Origin of the sequence: Pantoea sp. Cy-639, from assembly GCF_011752525.1 — a bacterium.
Lineage (GTDB): Bacteria > Pseudomonadota > Gammaproteobacteria > Pseudomonadales > Pseudomonadaceae > Aquipseudomonas.
The window spans coordinates 66,440-82,367 of sequence record NZ_VWXI01000009.1 but is presented as its reverse complement, the minus strand read 5'-3'; the positions used below and the strand labels follow the sequence as shown (position 1 = coordinate 82,367).

Here is a 15,928-nt window from a genome sequence, read left to right as displayed (position 1 = left end):
GTATGTCGGAGTTTATGCTGAGGGGCGTATATGTCAACGGGATATACGTTGCGTTGTTCAGTTGAAGCAGAGGCCCAGTGCCGCCAACAGTCGCTGTGGATCCTCGAAGACCTGCTGCACCGCAGGCAGTGTCGGCCGCTTCAGCACCAGTACCGGCACGCCGCGTTCGCGCGCCACTTCGAGCTTCGGTTCGGTAGCACCGCTGCCGCTGTTCTTGCTGATCAGCACATCGGTCTGGCAGCGCTCGAACAAGGCACGTTCGTCTTCGAGGTGGAACGGGCCACGTGCGCCGATGACTTCGCAGCGTTCATTGCCTGGGCAGGCGTCGAGGGCGCGGAGCGTCCAGAACTGATGCGACGGGATTTCATCCAGATGCTGCAGTGGCTCACGACCAAGGGTGAACAAGGGACGCCGGAAGCTGGCGAGGGCCTCGATCAGTGCCGCCCAGTCAGCGACCTCGCGCCAGTCGTCCCCCGGTTGCGCCTGCCAGGCCGGGCGGCGTAGCGCCCAGCAGGGAATGCCGGCGCGCTCCGCGGCCTGGGCGGCGTTGGCGCTGATCTGCGCCGCGTAGGGGTGGGTTGCGTCGATCAGCAGGTCGATGCCTTCGCTGTTCAGGTAGTCGGCCAGGCCTTCGGCGCCACCATAGCCGCCGACCCGTACCTGGCAGGCCAGGTCCTCGGGCACGCGGCCGATACCGGCCAGGCTGTAGACATGTTGCGGGCCAAGCCGACGGGCGATCGCCAGGGCTTCGGCGATGCCGCCGAGCAGCAGGATACGACCGCTCATTGCACGCCCGCCTTGCCGACGATGCCACCCTGGCGGTCGATGGCGAACACTTCGACCTGCACCTGGGCTGGTACCACGCTGCGTGCGAAAGCCAGGGCATGGCGGCAGACCTCATCGCCCAGCGCGATGCCAGCGGCATGGGCCAGGGCCAGGGCCTGCTGGCTGGTGTTGGCGCCGACGATCGCTTGCTGCAGCGGCGCATCGGCACCGATGGCGGCGGCCCATCCGGCCAGTTGCGGCAGGTCGATGCTCGAGTGGCGGCTGTGCAGGTCCATGTGCCCGGCGGCCAGCTTGCTGATCTTGCCAAAGCCGCCGCACAGGGTCAGGCGCGGTACCGGTACCTTGCGCAGGTGCTTGAGCACGGCGCCGACGAAGTCGCCCATCTCGATCAGGGCGATCTCGGGCAGGTTGTACACCCGGCGCATGGTGTCTTCGCTGGCGTTGCCGGTGCAGGCGGCGACATGGGTGTAGCCGTTGGTGTGGGCGACATCGATCCCTTGATGGATCGACGCGATGTAGGCCGAGCAGGAGAACGGTCGGACAATACCGCTGGTGCCGAGAATCGACAGGCCGCCAAGGATGCCCAGGCGGGGGTTCATGGTCTTGAGGGCCAGCGTTTCGCCGTCGCGGACATTGACCGTGACTTCGAACCCGCCCGGGTAGGCGCACTCGTTGGCGAGCTGTTGCAAGTGATCGTTGATCATCTTGCGCGGCACCGGGTTGATGGCAGGCTCGCCCACCGCCAGCACCAGCCCGGGGCGGGTCACGGTACCCACGCCAGTGCCCGCGACGAAGCGGACACCGGGCTCGGCGAGCAGGCGTACCTGGCTGTAGAGCAAGGCGCCGTGGGTGACGTCAGGGTCGTCACCGGCATCTTTCAGGGTGCCGGCTTCGGCGCCTTCGTCGCGTAGCTGGCAGAACTCCAGGCGCATCTGCACGACCTTGCCCTTGGGCAGGGTGATATGCACCGCGTCATGCTGCTGGCCGGTCAGTAACAGGCGCGCCGCGGCCAGGCTGGTGGCGGTGGCGCAACTGCCGGTGGTCAGGCCGCTGCGCAGGGGCGCGGGCTGTTCGCGGGTCTCTTCACGCATCGAGGGGCTTGACCACATCGAGCAGGGTGATCGGCAGGGCCTGGCGCCAGGTGTCGAAACTGCCCAATGGCTGGGTGTGGGCGACATGGATGCGGGTCAGCTCGCCGCCGTGTCGTTGGCGAAAATGCGCCAGGGCGATCTCGCTCTGCAGGGTGACAGCATTGGCTACCAGACGGCCACCGGGGCGCAACTGCGCCCAGCAGTGCGCCAGCACGCCTTCGCGGGTGACGCCGCCGCCGATGAAAATCGCATCGGGACGCTCGAGACCGAGCAGGGCGTCCGGGGCCTTGCCACGGATCAGTTGCAGGCCGGGCACGCCGAGCGCGTCGCGGTTGTGCTCGATGAGGCCCTGGCGGCCTTCGTCAGCCTCGATGGCCAGGGCACGGCAACTGGGATGGGCGCGCATCCACTCGATGCCGATCGAGCCGCAGCCGGCGCCGACATCCCACAGCAACTCGCCGGGTTGTGGGGCGAGGCGGGCCAGGGTGATGGCGCGCACATCGCGCTTGGTCAACTGGCCGTCATGGCGAAACGCGCTGTCGGGCAAGCCGGCGACACGGGGCAGGCGCGGGGCATCCGGGTTGGCCTGGCACTCGATTGCCATAAGGTTCAACGCGGCGATGTCCGTGTGCGGCCAGTCTTCGGCGGTGCCGACCAGGTGGCGCTCGTGCGGGCCGCCCAGATGCTCGAACACGTGCATGCGGCTCGTGCCGAAACCGCGTTCGCGCAGTTGCGCGGCGATGGCGGCGGGGCTGTGCTCATCGTTGCTCAGCACCAGCAGGCGCACACCGCTGTGGAGCTGGGCGTTGAGCGCGGCCAGCGGCCGGGCCACCACCGAGACCACCTGCACATCCTGCAGTGGCCAGCCCAGGCGAGCGGCGGCGAGGGCGCAGGAGGAGGGCATCGACAGCACGCGCATCTCTTCGCTGGCCACGTGCCGCGCCAGGCTGGCACCAACGCCGTAGAACATCGGGTCGCCGCTGGCCAGTACACACACCGCCTCGCCGCGCAGGGCCAGGACCGGGGCGAGGGAGAAGGGGCTGGGCCAGGGGAGCTGTTCGGCAACCACGCAACGTGGCAGCAAGGCCAGCTGACGCGGGCTGCCGACGATCCGCGAGGCCGACAGCAGGGCGCGTCGCGCCTGCTTGCCCAGGCCGCTGAAACCGTCTTCTCCGATGCCTATTACTGTCAGCCAGGGGGCCATGTGTTCCTCGTACCATCCATTGATCGCGGGGCCAGCCCGCTCCCACGAAGTCGCGTGGGGGCGGGCTGGCCCCGCGATTCGTCTTAGCGTTCGACCACCGGCTTTTCATGCCGCTGGACAAAGCAGGCATAATACCGCGCCTTCTACACTGAAGCGCACTTTCACGATTGTCGGATGCCCCCTTGAAGCAGGCCCAGCCCCCCGCAGTTTCGCCCCGTCCCTCGGCTTGCCCGGGGTTGTGGCGCATCGTCGCCGCCCGCGATGGCGGCATCTGCCGGATCAAGCTACCCGGCGGGCAACTGCTGGCCGGCCAGGCCGAGGCCGTGGCCGAGGCGGCCGAACGCTTCGCTGGCGGCGTGATCGAGGCAACCAATCGCGCCAACCTGCAGATCCGCGGCATCGGCCAGGATCATCGTGGGCTGGTTGATCACCTGCTGGCGGCAGGACTCGGCCCACGCGATGCGGCGGGCGACGATGTGCGCAACCTGATGCTCAGCCCGTTGGCCGGCCTGGACCCGGCCATGTTGCTGGACACGCGTGTGTTGGCCGGGCAGATCCTGGCGCTGCTCGAGGGCACGCCGCGCTTCCATGCGCTGTCGGCGAAATTCGCCGTGCAGCTTGATGGTGGCGAGGCCCTGACGATGCTCGAGCATCCCCACGACCTGTGGTTGAGCGCGGCGCGCTTCGAACAACGCACCTGGCTGGTGTTCGGCCTGGCCGGCAGCCCGGCCGGGGGCCAGGCACTCGGCGCGGTGCCGGTGGAGCAAGGGCTGGGCCTGGTGCAGGCCGTGCTGGATCGCTTTCTCGAGCTGGCCACGCCTGAACAGGCGCGTATGCGCCAATTGCTCGAGACCTGTACTGCCGAGCGTTTGCTCGAAGGCCTCGACATCCGTCGCGACGATGTGGTGCTCGGCTGGCGGCGTCCAGCGCTCGCAGCCAGCTGGCTGGGCATCCTGCAGCAGCAGCAGGGGCTGGCTCTCGGCGCGGCCCCCCCGCTGGGGCGCCTGACACCCGCCATGTTGCGCGCCGCGGCCGACATCGCCCGACGCTGGGGCGATGGCAGCCTGCGCCTGAGCCCGTGGCAAAGCCTGGTGCTGACGTCGCTCGAGCCGGCCCATATCGAACAGGCTCGCGACCAGCTCGCGGCCCTGGGCATGCTCTGCGATCCTTCCGCGCCGCTGGCCCGGATCACCGCCTGCACGGGCTCGGCAGGTTGCGCCAAGGGCCTGGCCGATACCAAGGCGGATGCCGTCACCGTGGCCGCTCGGTTGCATCCCGCTGCCCCCGGCAGCGTGCACCTGTCTGCCTGCCCGCGCTCCTGCGCCCTGGCCCATGTCGCCCCGGCCACCCTGCTGGCCCGGGCCCCGGGCCGTTATGACCTTTACTTGCGCGATGCGCGCCTGCCGGGCTTCGGCAGGTTGCGCGCATCCGACCTTACCCCAGAAGAAGCAGGCGCCATGCTCGACCTGCCGACGGAGCACCTTGATGATTGATTACATCCGCGATGGTCAGGAGATCTATCGCAATTCCTTCCGGATCATCCGCGAGGAAGCCCGGCTCGAACGGATCCCGGCAGACCTCGAGAAGCTTGCCGTGCGGGTGATCCATGCCTGTGGCATGGTCGAGGCCATCGATGGCCTGCAGTTCTCCGCCGGGGCTGGCACTGCCGGTCGCGAAGCGCTGGCCAAGGGTGCGCCGATCCTCTGCGACGCACACATGGTCGCCGAAGGCATCACCCGCGCTCGCCTGCCGGCCAGCAATCCGGTGATCTGTACCCTGCGCGACCCGAGCGTGCCGGACCTCGCCAAGCAGGCCGGCAATACCCGTTCGGCGGTGGCCCTGGAGCTGTGGCGGCCGCACCTGGAGGGTAGCGTGGTGGTGATCGGCAACGCGCCGACTGCGTTGTTCTACCTGCTGGAGATGCTCGACGCCGGTGCGCCGAAGCCTGCGTTGATCCTGGGCTTCCCGGTGGGCTTCGTCGGTGCTGCCGAGTCCAAGGCGATGCTCGCCGCCGATAGCCGTGGTGTGCCGTTCGTGATCATGCAGGGTCGCCTCGGTGGCAGCGCGATGGCCGCCGCGGCGGTCAACGCCCTGGCCACGGAGGTGGAATGATGCACGTACGCGGACGACTGCTGGGCCTGGGCGTAGGCCCGGGCGATCCTGAGCTGATCACCCTCAAGGCCCTGCGCCTGCTGCGCGAGGCGCCGGTGGTGGCGTACTTCGTGGCCAAGGGCAAGCGCGGCAATGCCTTCGGCATCATCGAACAGCACCTGGCGGCCGAGCAGACCCTGCTGCCGCTGGTCTATCCGGTGACCACCGAAGCACTGCCGGCGCCGTTGTCCTACGAGCAGGTGATCAGTGACTTCTACGACGAAGCCAGCGTGCAAGTGGCCGAGCACCTCGACGCCGGTCGCGATGTCGCGGTGATTTGCGAGGGCGATCCGTTCTTCTATGGCTCGTACATGTACCTGCATGACCGCCTGGCGTCGCGCTACGAGGCGCAGGTGATCCCGGGGGTTTGTTCGATGCTGGGTGGCGCCTCGGTGCTCGGTGCGCCGCTGGTCTATCGCAACCAGACCCTGACCGTGCTTTCGGGCGTGTTGCCCCATGACGAACTCAAGCGCCGTCTGGCCGACGCCGACGCCGCCGTGATCATGAAACTGGGTCGCAACTTCCCCAAGGTGCGCCAGGTGCTCGCCGAACTGGGCCTTGACCAACGCGCGCTGTACGTCGAGCGGGCGACCATGGCCAACCAGAAGATCGTGGCGCTGGATGCCGTCGACCCGCAGTCCTCGCCTTACTTCTCGCTGATCATCGTGCCGGGTGAAAAATGGCAGGGATGAACACGTCACCGGCAATCGTCATTCTTGGCTCTGGCAGCCTGGCTACCGCCCGGCGCATTCAGCAGCGTTATCCACAGGCGCTGGTCCATGGCCTGGAAGGGCGCGTGGAAGGGGCTGACCGTCAGTACGCCGCGTTCGGCGACACCCTGCGCGCGCTTTACCAGCAGGGCACGCCGATCATCGCCCTGTGCGCGGCCGGTATCGTCATCCGTACCTTGGCGCCGTTGCTGAACGAGAAGGGCGCCGAGCCGCCGGTACTGGTCGTTGCCGAAGACGGCAGCGCGGTAGTGCCGCTGCTCGGTGGCCTGGGCGGGGTCAACGTCATGGCCCGCGAACTGGGCGAGGTGCTGGGCGTAGCGGCGGCAATCACCACCAGTGGCGAGCTGCGCTTTGGCACCTGCCTGCTCAACCCGCCGCCGGGCTATGCCCTGGCGGACCTGGAACAGGGCAAGCGTTTCGTCTCCGATCTGCTGGCGGGCGAGGCAGTGCGCATCGAAGGCGATGCGCCTTGGCTCGGCCAGGCACAGCTGCCGGCCAGCGACAGCGCGCAACGCACCATCCATGTGGGCTGCACGGCACGCCCGGCCAGTCGTGACGAGCTGTTGATCCATGCCCGCTGTGTGGTGGTGGCTGTTGCCACCGGCGGCGCCGATCTGGCGCCACGGGTCCGTGACGCATTGCAGGCCGCAGGCATCGCCGAACCCGCGCTGGCCTGCCTGCTGGCGAGTGATGCCGACATGGCCGAGCCTGCGTTACATGAGGCCGCACGGGCGCTGAATGTCGCACTGCGCTTCGTGCCGGCGGGCACAGACCTGCAACAGATGCTGGGCGATGCGTTGCCAGCGGCGCGAGTCGAAAGCGTAGGTGGGCTGGCCCTGGCCATCGCACCCGCACCGGTCGAGGTCGAGCGACTGGGCCGTCGTCGTGGCCGCCTGGCGGTGATCGGCCTTGGGCCGGGAGCGGCCGAGCTGATGGTGCCGGCCGTGAAGGCCGAGCTGGCCCAGGCCCAGGACGTGCTCGGCTACGAGACCTATGTGCGCATGGCCGGCCCGTTCCGCGATGACCAGGTGCTGCACTGCACCGATAATCGCGAAGAAATGCAACGCGCCCGTCACGCCTTCGAGCTGGCGGCCCAGGGGCGTTCGGTGGTGGTGGTCTCGTCCGGTGATCCAGGAGTGTTCGCCATGGCCGCGGCTGTGCTGGAGGCCCTGCACGAATCCGCGCAGCCGGCCTGGCAGCGTGTCGAGCTGGAAATCCTTCCTGGCGTTTCTGCCTCCCTGGCCACCGCTGCGCAGGCAGGGGCACCGTTGGGGCATGACTTCTGCGTGATGTCGCTGTCGGACAACCTCAAACCCTGGTCGATCATCGAGAAGCGCCTCGACCTGGCCGCCCAGGCGGATCTGGTGCTGGCGTTCTACAACCCGATCTCCAAGGCTCGGCCGCATCAGTTGGGCCAGGCGCTGGAGGTGGTGCGCCGGCATCGTCAGGCGCACACGCCGGTGGTGCTCGGGCGCGATATCGGGCGCCCGGGGCAGACCCTGCGGGTCGTCACCTTGGGCGAGCTGGAGCCGATGATGGTCGATATGCGCACGATGGTGCTGATTGGCTCTTCGACGACGTGCACCTTCGCGCGTGTCGGTGGTGGCGAGTGGGTGTACACCCCGCGCTGGTATCCCACCAGACCGTGAACGGGGTCAAGTCACCAGGTAGCCCTTGATCCCGGTAAAGATGATCTGCGCCGCGAGGGCACAGACGAACAGCCCCATCAGGCGGCTGACGATCTGCAGGCCCTGGTCGCCGAGCAGGCGTTCGATGCGGTGCGAAAGGTAGAGCACCAGGCCCACGGTGAAGCTGGCCAGGGCGATGCTGACGATGGCCAGCAGCTTGTCGTCCCAGTGCGGTTGGCTCACGCCCATCACCAGCAGTGCACCGATGGTTCCGGGGCCAACGGTCAGCGGGATGGTCAGTGGCACGATGGTCACGTCTTGCTGCACATTGTCGGTCTGGATCGCCGACTTGCCCTGGGCCATGCCCAGCGCCGAGATGAACAGTACCGAGCCCGCGCCGATGCGAAAGGCGTCGGCGGTAATGCCGAAAACGCCGAAAATCACTCGTCCGAACAGGTACAGCAGCACGCTGGCGATCAGGGTGGCGATGGCCACGCGCCAGGCCAGTTGCTTGCGTTCCTTGCTGGAGTGGCCGCGAGTCAGGCTGATGAAGCACGACAGCACGAAGAACGGGCTGTAGAGCACGAGCATTTTCAGGTAGACGCTGAACAACTCATGGAGCATGGCAGTGAGTTCGCGGCGGGGGAGATGCCACTGTATAGCATGGAACCGACGGGGCGGACGTGGCTTCGTGGGCGCGCCGCGATGCGGGTTGTCTGGTTGAGGTTAGCGCGGGGCAAGTCCGCTCCTACAAGGCGTCTGCTGCACACAGCGCTTTTCGGTACTGCACCTCCTCGCAACACCAGGTCCTGCAACGGCCAGCTCAGGCGTCCGACGCCACCTGCCGCTGCGCCGCCCAGAACTGGATGAGTTCGCGCAACTGCGACAGTTCCACCGGCTTGGCCATGTGTCCGTCCATGCCGGCCAGGCGCGCGCGCTCCTTGTGTTCGTTGAGGATATGCGCGGTCAATGCCACCACAGGGGTGCGCGGGCGATGGTTGGCGTTCTCCCAGGCGCGCAACTGCTGGGTGGCGGAAAAACCGTCGAGGATCGGCATCTCGCAGTCCATCAGCACCAGGTCGTAGCGTCGGGCTTTCATCGCCTGCAAGGCCTGAGCCCCGTCGCTGGCGGTATCCGGCTCCAGGTTGAGCTTGCCCAGCATGCCGCGGATGACTTTGGTCGAGATGCTGTTGTCCTCGGCAACCAGGATCCGGAAGTCGCTCGGCAGGTCGAGAGGTTGTGGCGTACCTGGCGGTGATGGCGCTGCGACCTGCTCGCGGCCACGCAAGGCGAGCTCCTCGGCGAGGGTGGTCTTGAGCGTGTAGCCGGCCACCGGCTTGGCGAGGATGCGCTTGACGCCAGCATTGCGCGCGATGACCTTGCTTGGCGCGTTGCTGATACCGGTGAGCATGACCACCAGGATGTCGTGGTTCAGGCTCGGGTCTTCCTTGATCTTGGCGGCCAGTTGCATGCCGGTCATGCCGGGCATGTTCTGGTCGAGCAGCACCGCATCGAAGTAGTCACGCAGATGTGCCTTGGTACGCAGCAGGGCCAGGGCTTCCTTGCCCGAAGGCACCGCACTGACGTTCATGCCCCAGGCGCTGCACTGTTGCACCAGTACCTTGCGGCAAGTGTCGTTGTCGTCGACCACCAGCACCCGGGCATCGCGCAGTGGGCTGTCGAGGTCGGTGGCGGGCTGCTCCAGACGTTGTGGATCCAGCGGCAAGGTCAGCCACAGGGTGTTGCCCATGCTGGCGCTGGTCTTGATCCCGAACTCACCTTGCATCAGGCCGATCAGTTGCTTGGCGATGACCAGCCCGAGATGGCCGCCGAGCTTGTTGCTGGAGAGGAAATGGCGGCTGTGCAGTTCGGCCTGCAGCAGGGCGTCGCGTTCGGCGGCCGGCATCGGCTCGCCACTGTCCTGCACGGCGATGCGCAGGCGGGGCAGCTCACCGCGCTGGTCGAGGGCGACCACCAGCAGGATTTCGCCCTGCTCGGTGTTCTTCAGTGCGTTGTCGAGCAGGCTCGACAAGGCCTGGCGCAGGCGCGTGGGGTCGCCGCTGACCACTCGCGGCACCTGTGGCTGGGTGAAGCTGATCAGTTCGATGTTCTGCTGCTCGGCCTTGGCCCGGAAGATGTTCAGGCAGTCCTCGATCAGGGCATTGAGGTCGAACTGCACGTCGTCCAGCTCGATCTGTCGCGACTCCAGCTTGGAGATGTCGAGAATCTCGTTGATCAGCGTGAGCAATTCGTTGCCGGCACTGTGGATGGTTTGCACATAGTCGCGCTGCTTGACCGACAGGGGCGTGCCCAGCAGCAGTTCGGTCATGCCCAGCACCCCGTTCATGGGCGTACGGATTTCGTGGCTGATCTTGGCCAGGAACTCGGCCTTGGCGTTGATCTCGGCATCGCTGGCGGCCAGGGCGCGGCTGGCGCGGAAGCGTTCCTCGCTGATACGGCGCAGGCGTTCGCTGACCGCCAGGTTGAGCAGCAGGCCGCTGACGACGGTCAGTGCCATCAGCACGCACAACAGCCAGGGCGTGGAGGTGCGGGTCAGGCCGAGCAGCGCCGGCAGCAGTACCAGGCCGCCGAGGTTGAACACCAGCATGGCCAGGGCGAACAGCCGGGCCGGTGCATAGCCCTTGTACCAGTAGTAGCTGCTGACCATCAGCATGCTCAGGCTGCCCAAGGCCAGCAGGGCATAGGTCATCAGGTTCAGTGGCAGGGTGTCGACGAACAGCAGTATCAGACCGCAGGCCCCAGCCACGAGCATTTCGCTGTACAGCAGGCGGTTGAGGCGTGGCGAGCTGCAAGGGGCGAAGAAATGCAGGGTGAAATACAGCCCGGACAGGCCCGCCAGCACCAGGGTGAGATAGGCCGCCGGGGTCTGGGCGCTGTACCACAGGTGCCACCAGGGACCGCTGAGGTTGAGCAGGATCAGTGCGCTGAGCAGCATCAGGCCGTGGTATAGGGCCAGGACCAGCGTGGAGCTGGAGCGGGTGTAGGCGAAGCGGATCAGGTTGTGCAGGATCAGCATCAGCAGTCCACCGAACAGCAGGCCGAACAGCAGCGGCTGGCGCTGGTCGGCGGCGGCGTGGGCGGCGGACTCGAGGCTGATGGCCGGGCGCAGCTGGTGTTCGGAGACCAGCCGCAGGTAGATGTCCAGGGGTTGGTTGCTGTGCGGCAGAGGCAGTACATGGTCGCTGCCCTGCAGGGTCGGGCTGGTGTTCTCGCCCTGGCGGCCATGGTGCAGTTGGTGCAGCAGCTTGCCATCCTCGAGGGCGTACAGATCCAGGCGCGACAGGTCGGGGGCGAAGATGCGCACCAGGCGCTCCTGTTCGCCGGGTTCCAGGCGGTAGTGCAGCCACAGGGCCTGGTCGGGACGGGCTGCATTCAGTTCGTTCAGCGGCAGGGGGCTGAACTGGTTGCGATAACGCTCGGAGCGTACGTCGGACAGCTGCAGGTTGGCCTGTTCATCGAGTAGCACCGACCAACCCGCGCCCGTGTCGGCGTGCGCCGGCAGCAGGCAAAGCAGGGTCAGCAGGCTGACGATGAGGAGGCTGGCAATCCGAAGCCGACGCACGACGAAATCCTTTCTTAGCTAATGTGCCGGGTAACAACTATGCGCGGCACGCCAAGGCGAAGGCAAGGCCTCAGGAGGACCTTGGCGACGAGCCGAAGGCCGCGCGCGCGAAGCGCCGCGGCCATTCGGTGCACTATCAATGCTGGTGTTCACCGCGCTCGCGGGCGATGGCCCGGTAGCCGATGTCGGTACGGTAGAAGCTGGCATCCCACTTGACCTGCTCGGCCAGGCGATAGGCCTGCTGCTGGGCGGACGCGACGGTGTCGCCCATGGCGGTGGCGCACAGCACACGGCCGCCGGCGGTGACCACCTGGCCGTCCTTCAGCGTGGTGCCGGCGTGGAACACCTTGCCTTCGAGCTTGGCGGCAGCGTCCAGGCCGCTGATCGCAGCGCCCTTGGCGTAGTCGCCCGGGTAGCCGCCGGCGGCCAGCACGACGCCCAGGCTCGGACGCGGATCCCACTGTGCCTCGACCTTGTCCAGGGCTTTGGCGAAGGCGGCTTCGACCAGCAGCACCAGGCTCGATTCCAGGCGCAGCATGACGGGCTGGGTTTCCGGGTCGCCGAAGCGGCAGTTGAACTCGATGACCTTGGGGTTGCCCGCCTTGTCGATCATCAGGCCTGCGTAGAGGAAGCCGGTGTAGACGTTGCCTTCCTCGGCCATGCCGCGCACGGTTGGCCAGATCACCTGGTCCATCACGCGCTGGTGCACCTCGGCGGTGACCACCGGGGCTGGCGAGTAGGCACCCATGCCGCCGGTGTTCGGGCCAGTGTCCTGGTTGCCGACACGCTTGTGGTCCTGGCTGGTGGCCATCGGCAGCACGTTGTGGCCGTCGACCATGACGATGAAGCTGGCTTCCTCGCCGTCGAGGAACTCTTCGATCACCACGCGCGAACCGGCTTCACCGAAGGCGTTGCCGGCGAGCATATCGCGTACGGCGTCCTCGGCTTCCTGCAGGGTCATGGCGACGATCACGCCCTTGCCCGCGGCCAGGCCGTCGGCCTTGATCACGATCGGTGCGCCTTTCTCGCGCAGATAGGCCAGGGCCGGCTCGATCTCGGTGAAGTTCTGGTAGTCGGCGGTCGGGATCTTGTGACGGGCCAGGAAGTCCTTGGTGAAAGCCTTGGAGCCTTCCAGCTGGGCGGCGCCCTTGGTCGGGCCGAAGCAGTCCAGGCCACGGCTGCGGAACAGGTCGACGACGCCGATCACCAGCGGCGCTTCCGGGCCGACGATGGTCAGGTCGACATTCTGCTCGGCGAAGTCGGCCAGTTGCTCCAGGGCGCAGACGTCGATGGCGACGTTTTCGCACTTGGCTTCAGTGGCAGTGCCGGCGTTGCCGGGGGCGACGAAGACTTTCTCGACGCGTGGGTCCTGGGCGACTTTCCAGGCCAGGGCGTGCTCACGGCCGCCGCTGCCGATGATCAAAACTTTCATGTCAAAACCTCGATTCTGTATGACGGCGATCCGCGTTCCCTGCACGAGCGGCCTTGTGTCGCGAAAGGGGCGCGCAGCACCCCAGGTGTTCAGCTTCGCAACAGATATTGCCGGGGCCGCTTGGCGGCCCGTTCGCGACACAAGGCCGCTCCTGCAGGGGCCGGGATCGGCCCAACATCTGATTAGTGGCGGAAGTGGCGCATACCGGTGAACACCATCGCGATGCCGGCTTCGTCGGCAGCGGCGATGACTTCGGCATCACGCATCGAGCCACCTGGCTGGATCACGGCGCTGATACCCACTTTGGCGGCGTTGTCGATACCGTCGCGGAACGGGAAGAACGCGTCCGAGGCCATGACCGCGCCCTGTACCTGCAAGCCGGCGTGCTCGGCCTTGATCGCGGCGATGCGCGCGGAGTTGACGCGGCTCATCTGGCCGGCGCCGACGCCGATGGTCTGGCGGTTCTTGGCATAGACGATGGCGTTGGACTTGACGAACTTGGCCACTTTCCAGGCGAACACCAGGTCGTGGATCTCCTGCTCGGTCGGTGCGCGCTTGGTGACGATCTTCAGGTCGTCGGCGCTGATCATGCCGATGTCGCGGCTCTGCACCAGCAGGCCGCCGTTGACGCGCTTGAAGTCCCAGCCGGCGGCGCGCTCGGCGGGCCACTCGCCGCACTCGAGCAGGCGTACGTTCTGTTTGGCAGCCACGACGTCACGGGCGGCCTGGGAGATTTTCGGGGCGATGATCACTTCGACGAACTGACGCTCGACGATGGCCTTGGCGGTTTCACCGTCCAGCTCGCGGTTGAAGGCGATGATGCCGCCGAACGCCGACTCGGTGTCGGTGGCATAGGCCAGGTCGTAGGCCTTGCGGATGCCGCCCTCGTTTTCGGGAACCACGGCCACGCCGCATGGGTTGGCGTGCTTGACGATGACGCAGGCCGGCTTGACGAAGCTCTTCACGCATTCCAGCGCGGCGTCGGTGTCGGCCACGTTGTTGAACGACAGTTCCTTGCCCTGCAGCTGGAGGGCGGTGGAAATGCTGGCTTCGCCTTTCTTCGCCTCGACATAGAACGCCGCGCTCTGGTGCGGGTTCTCGCCGTAGCGCATTTCCTGGGCCTTGACGAACTGGCTGTTGAAGGTGCGCGGGAACTCGCTGCGCGCTTCGGTGGACAGGGTGTCCTTGGCCTGGTCGATGGTGCCCATGTAGTTGGCGATCATGCCGTCGTAGGCGGCGGTGTGCTCGAAGGCCTTGAGCATCAGGTCGAAACGCTGGGCGTAGGTCAGGCCGCCAGCCTTGAGGCTGTCGACGATGCCGGCGTAGTCGCTGGCGTTGACCACGATGGCGACGTCCTTGTGGTTCTTCGCCGCGGAACGGACCATGGTCGGGCCGCCGATGTCGATGTTCTCGATGGCGGTCGGCAGGTCGCAGCCTGGCTTGCTGATGGTCGCTTCGAAGGGATACAGGTTGACCGCGACCAGGTCGATCGGCTTGATGCCGTGCTCGTTCATGATGGCGTCGTCGGTGCCGCGACGGCCGAGAATACCGCCATGGATCTTCGGATGCAGGGTCTTGACCCGGCCGTCCATCATTTCAGCGAAGCCGGTGTAGTCGGCCACTTCCACCGCGTTGACGCCGTTGTCCTTGAGCAGCTTGTAGGTGCCGCCGGTGGACAGGATCTCGACACCGAGCTGTTGCAGCTCACGGGCGAATTCGAGGATACCGGTCTTGTCGGAGACGCTGATCAGGGCGCGGCGGATCGGCAGGCGGGTAGTCTGGTCGGTCATTTCGGATTCCATAACGCGGTGAAGTCAAAAAAAGGCGCCATTTTGCATGAGCGCCTTTTCTGTATGGGGTTCTGGCCTTACAACAGATCGTACTGCTTGAGCTTCTTGCGCAGCGTGCCTCGATTGAGTCCGAGCATCTCGCTGGCCTTGGTCTGGTTGCCCTTGACGTAGTTCATCACGCTTTCGAGCAGTGGCGCTTCGACTTCCGAGAGCACCAGGTTGTATACGTCCGTGACGGTTGCGCCTTCCAGGTGGGCGAAGTAGTTGTGCAGTGCCTTCTCGACGCTGTCGCGCAGGGTCTGACCCTCTTCGCTCGGCGTGTTCAGGTGCTGCTTGAGGTTGGCGTTGTCGCTCACGGGCGTTGTTCCACTCACTAATGTCTCGGTCATCATCGTCATGCGGCCACCCCTTGTTCGTCCTCTGTACCAAGGCTCTCTCTACGCTCGGCGAAAAATGCCCGAACGTTGGCGCACTGCGCTTGTGTGTCTTGCAAAGCGTTGAACTGGCTGCGGAACTCCTTGCCGCCAGGTCGGGTTGCCAGGTACCAGCCAACGTGCTTGCGGGCGATCCGCACACCCATCACATCGCCGTAGAAGGCATGCAACGCGGCCAGGTGTTCCAGCAGAATGCGTTCCACTTCATCCAGCGCCGGGGCGGGCAGATGCTCTCCCGTACGCAGGTAATGCTCGATCTCGCGGAAAATCCACGGCCGCCCCTGGGCGGCGCGGCCAATCAGCAAGCCGTCGACCCCGGTGGCGTCCAGCACCGCCCGGGCCTTTTCCGGCGAGGTGATATCGCCGTTGGCGAACACCGGGATCGACACTGCCTGCTTGATCGCGGCAATGGTGTCGTACTCGGCTTCACCGGTGTACAGGTCGGCACGTGTGCGGCCATGGACCGCAAGCGCCTGGATACCGGCCTGCTCGGCGATTTTCGCCACGTTCAGGCCATTCTTGTTCGCCCGGTCCCAGCCGGTGCGGATCTTGAGCGTCACCGGGACCTGCACCGCACCGACCACGGCGTGGAGGATCTCGTTGACCAAGGCTTCATCTCTCAATAAAGCAGAGCCGGCCGCCTTGTTGCAGACTTTTTTTGCCGGACAACCCATGTTGATGTCGATGATCTGCGCACCGGCCTCGACGTTGGCACGCGCGGCTTCGGCCATCATCTGCGCGTCGCCGCCGGCGATCTGCACCGAGCGTGGCTCGGGATCATCCTCGTGGATGCGGCGCAGGCTCGACTTGCGGCTGTTCCACAGGCGCATGTCGCTGGAGACCATTTCCGAGACCACCATGCCGGCGCCGAGGCGTTTGCACAGGGTACGGAAAGGCTGGTCCGTGACGCCGGCCATCGGGGCCAGGATCAGGTTGTTCTGCAGTGTGTAAGGGCCGATGCGTACCGCCGACATAGGTGTTCCCTGTTGTGGGGCCGAATCATGGGAGTCCGAAAAAGGGTTGGCATGATACCCGCTCTCGATGACTGGATAAAGATGAATCTGGATAAAATCTGAACAGTTGCGGCGTTATGACACC

13 protein-coding genes are annotated in these 15,928 nt (G+C 66.2%); 4 read left to right on the top strand and 9 right to left on the bottom strand.

The genetic code is table 11. The annotated features are described in order from the left end of the window. Positions 1 to 57: 57 nt before the first annotated feature. From F3J43_RS13005 to cbiE, 3 genes are read right to left on the bottom strand one after another with little or no spacing between them, the layout of a single operon-like run. Complete coding sequence (locus F3J43_RS13005) at positions 58 to 786, bottom strand: cobalt-precorrin-6A reductase (protein WP_166886684.1); 729 nt, start codon at positions 784 to 786, stop codon at positions 58 to 60. Further along, a complete protein-coding gene (locus F3J43_RS13000; RefSeq protein ID WP_166886682.1) occupies positions 783 to 1,877 on the bottom strand; it encodes a cobalt-precorrin-5B (C(1))-methyltransferase in 1,095 nt (364 codons plus the stop codon). The genes F3J43_RS13005 and F3J43_RS13000 overlap by 4 nt, the downstream gene beginning before the upstream one ends. Next, positions 1,870 to 3,081, bottom strand: a complete 1,212-nt coding sequence (cbiE, locus tag F3J43_RS12995; RefSeq protein ID WP_166886678.1) for a precorrin-6y C5,15-methyltransferase (decarboxylating) subunit CbiE — start codon at positions 3,079 to 3,081, stop codon at positions 1,870 to 1,872. The genes F3J43_RS13000 and cbiE overlap by 8 nt, the downstream gene beginning before the upstream one ends. A 182-nt stretch (positions 3,082 to 3,263) precedes the next feature. Here cbiE and cobG point away from each other — a divergent pair, with 182 nt between their 5' ends. The 4 genes from cobG to cobJ are packed head-to-tail and all read left to right on the top strand — an operon-like array spanning position 3,264 to position 7,612. Beyond that, the gene (cobG, locus tag F3J43_RS12990; protein ID WP_205297835.1) at positions 3,264 to 4,574 is read left to right on the top strand and encodes a precorrin-3B synthase; all 1,311 of its coding nucleotides are present in this window, start codon (positions 3,264 to 3,266) and stop codon (positions 4,572 to 4,574) included. Further along, on the top strand, positions 4,567 to 5,193 hold the full coding sequence (locus F3J43_RS12985; RefSeq protein WP_166886672.1) for a precorrin-8X methylmutase: 627 nt from the start codon (positions 4,567 to 4,569) through the stop codon (positions 5,191 to 5,193). The genes cobG and F3J43_RS12985 overlap by 8 nt, the downstream gene beginning before the upstream one ends. Further along, positions 5,190 to 5,924, top strand: coding sequence for a precorrin-2 C(20)-methyltransferase (locus F3J43_RS12980; protein WP_205297834.1), 735 nt, complete (start codon positions 5,190 to 5,192; stop codon positions 5,922 to 5,924). The genes F3J43_RS12985 and F3J43_RS12980 overlap by 4 nt, the downstream gene beginning before the upstream one ends. Next, complete coding sequence (gene cobJ / locus F3J43_RS12975; protein ID WP_166886669.1) at positions 5,921 to 7,612, top strand: precorrin-3B C(17)-methyltransferase; 1,692 nt, start codon at positions 5,921 to 5,923, stop codon at positions 7,610 to 7,612. The genes F3J43_RS12980 and cobJ overlap by 4 nt, the downstream gene beginning before the upstream one ends. A gap of 6 nt (positions 7,613 to 7,618) precedes the next feature. On the opposite strand, the gene tspR is transcribed toward cobJ, so the two are convergent. The 6 genes from tspR to dusB all read right to left on the bottom strand — a co-directional run bounded on the left by tspR (position 7,619) and on the right by dusB (position 15,804). Continuing rightward, complete coding sequence (gene tspR, locus F3J43_RS12970) at positions 7,619 to 8,215, bottom strand: type III secretion system genes modulator TspR (RefSeq protein WP_166886666.1); 597 nt, start codon at positions 8,213 to 8,215, stop codon at positions 7,619 to 7,621. 199 nt (positions 8,216 to 8,414) lie between these two features. After that, positions 8,415 to 11,174 (bottom strand): hybrid sensor histidine kinase/response regulator, encoded by a 2,760-nt coding sequence (locus tag F3J43_RS12965; protein WP_166886663.1) that lies wholly within the window; start codon positions 11,172 to 11,174, stop codon positions 8,415 to 8,417. Between the two features lie 136 nt (positions 11,175 to 11,310). Then, positions 11,311 to 12,606, bottom strand: coding sequence for a phosphoribosylamine--glycine ligase (gene purD, locus F3J43_RS12960; RefSeq protein WP_166886660.1), 1,296 nt, complete (start codon positions 12,604 to 12,606; stop codon positions 11,311 to 11,313). Positions 12,607 to 12,788: 182 nt separating this feature from the next. After that, positions 12,789 to 14,396, bottom strand: coding sequence for a bifunctional phosphoribosylaminoimidazolecarboxamide formyltransferase/IMP cyclohydrolase (purH, locus tag F3J43_RS12955; protein WP_166886656.1), 1,608 nt, complete (start codon positions 14,394 to 14,396; stop codon positions 12,789 to 12,791). Between the two features lie 77 nt (positions 14,397 to 14,473). Beyond that, positions 14,474 to 14,752 (bottom strand): DNA-binding transcriptional regulator Fis, encoded by a 279-nt coding sequence (gene fis, locus F3J43_RS12950; RefSeq protein WP_013974370.1) that lies wholly within the window; start codon positions 14,750 to 14,752, stop codon positions 14,474 to 14,476. Between the two features lie 38 nt (positions 14,753 to 14,790). Then, positions 14,791 to 15,804 carry a tRNA dihydrouridine synthase DusB gene (gene dusB, locus F3J43_RS12945; RefSeq protein WP_166886651.1) on the bottom strand — a complete coding sequence of 338 codons (1,014 nt, stop codon included), beginning with the start codon at positions 15,802 to 15,804 and terminating at the stop codon, positions 14,791 to 14,793. Between the last annotated feature and the right edge of the window lie 124 nt (positions 15,805 to 15,928).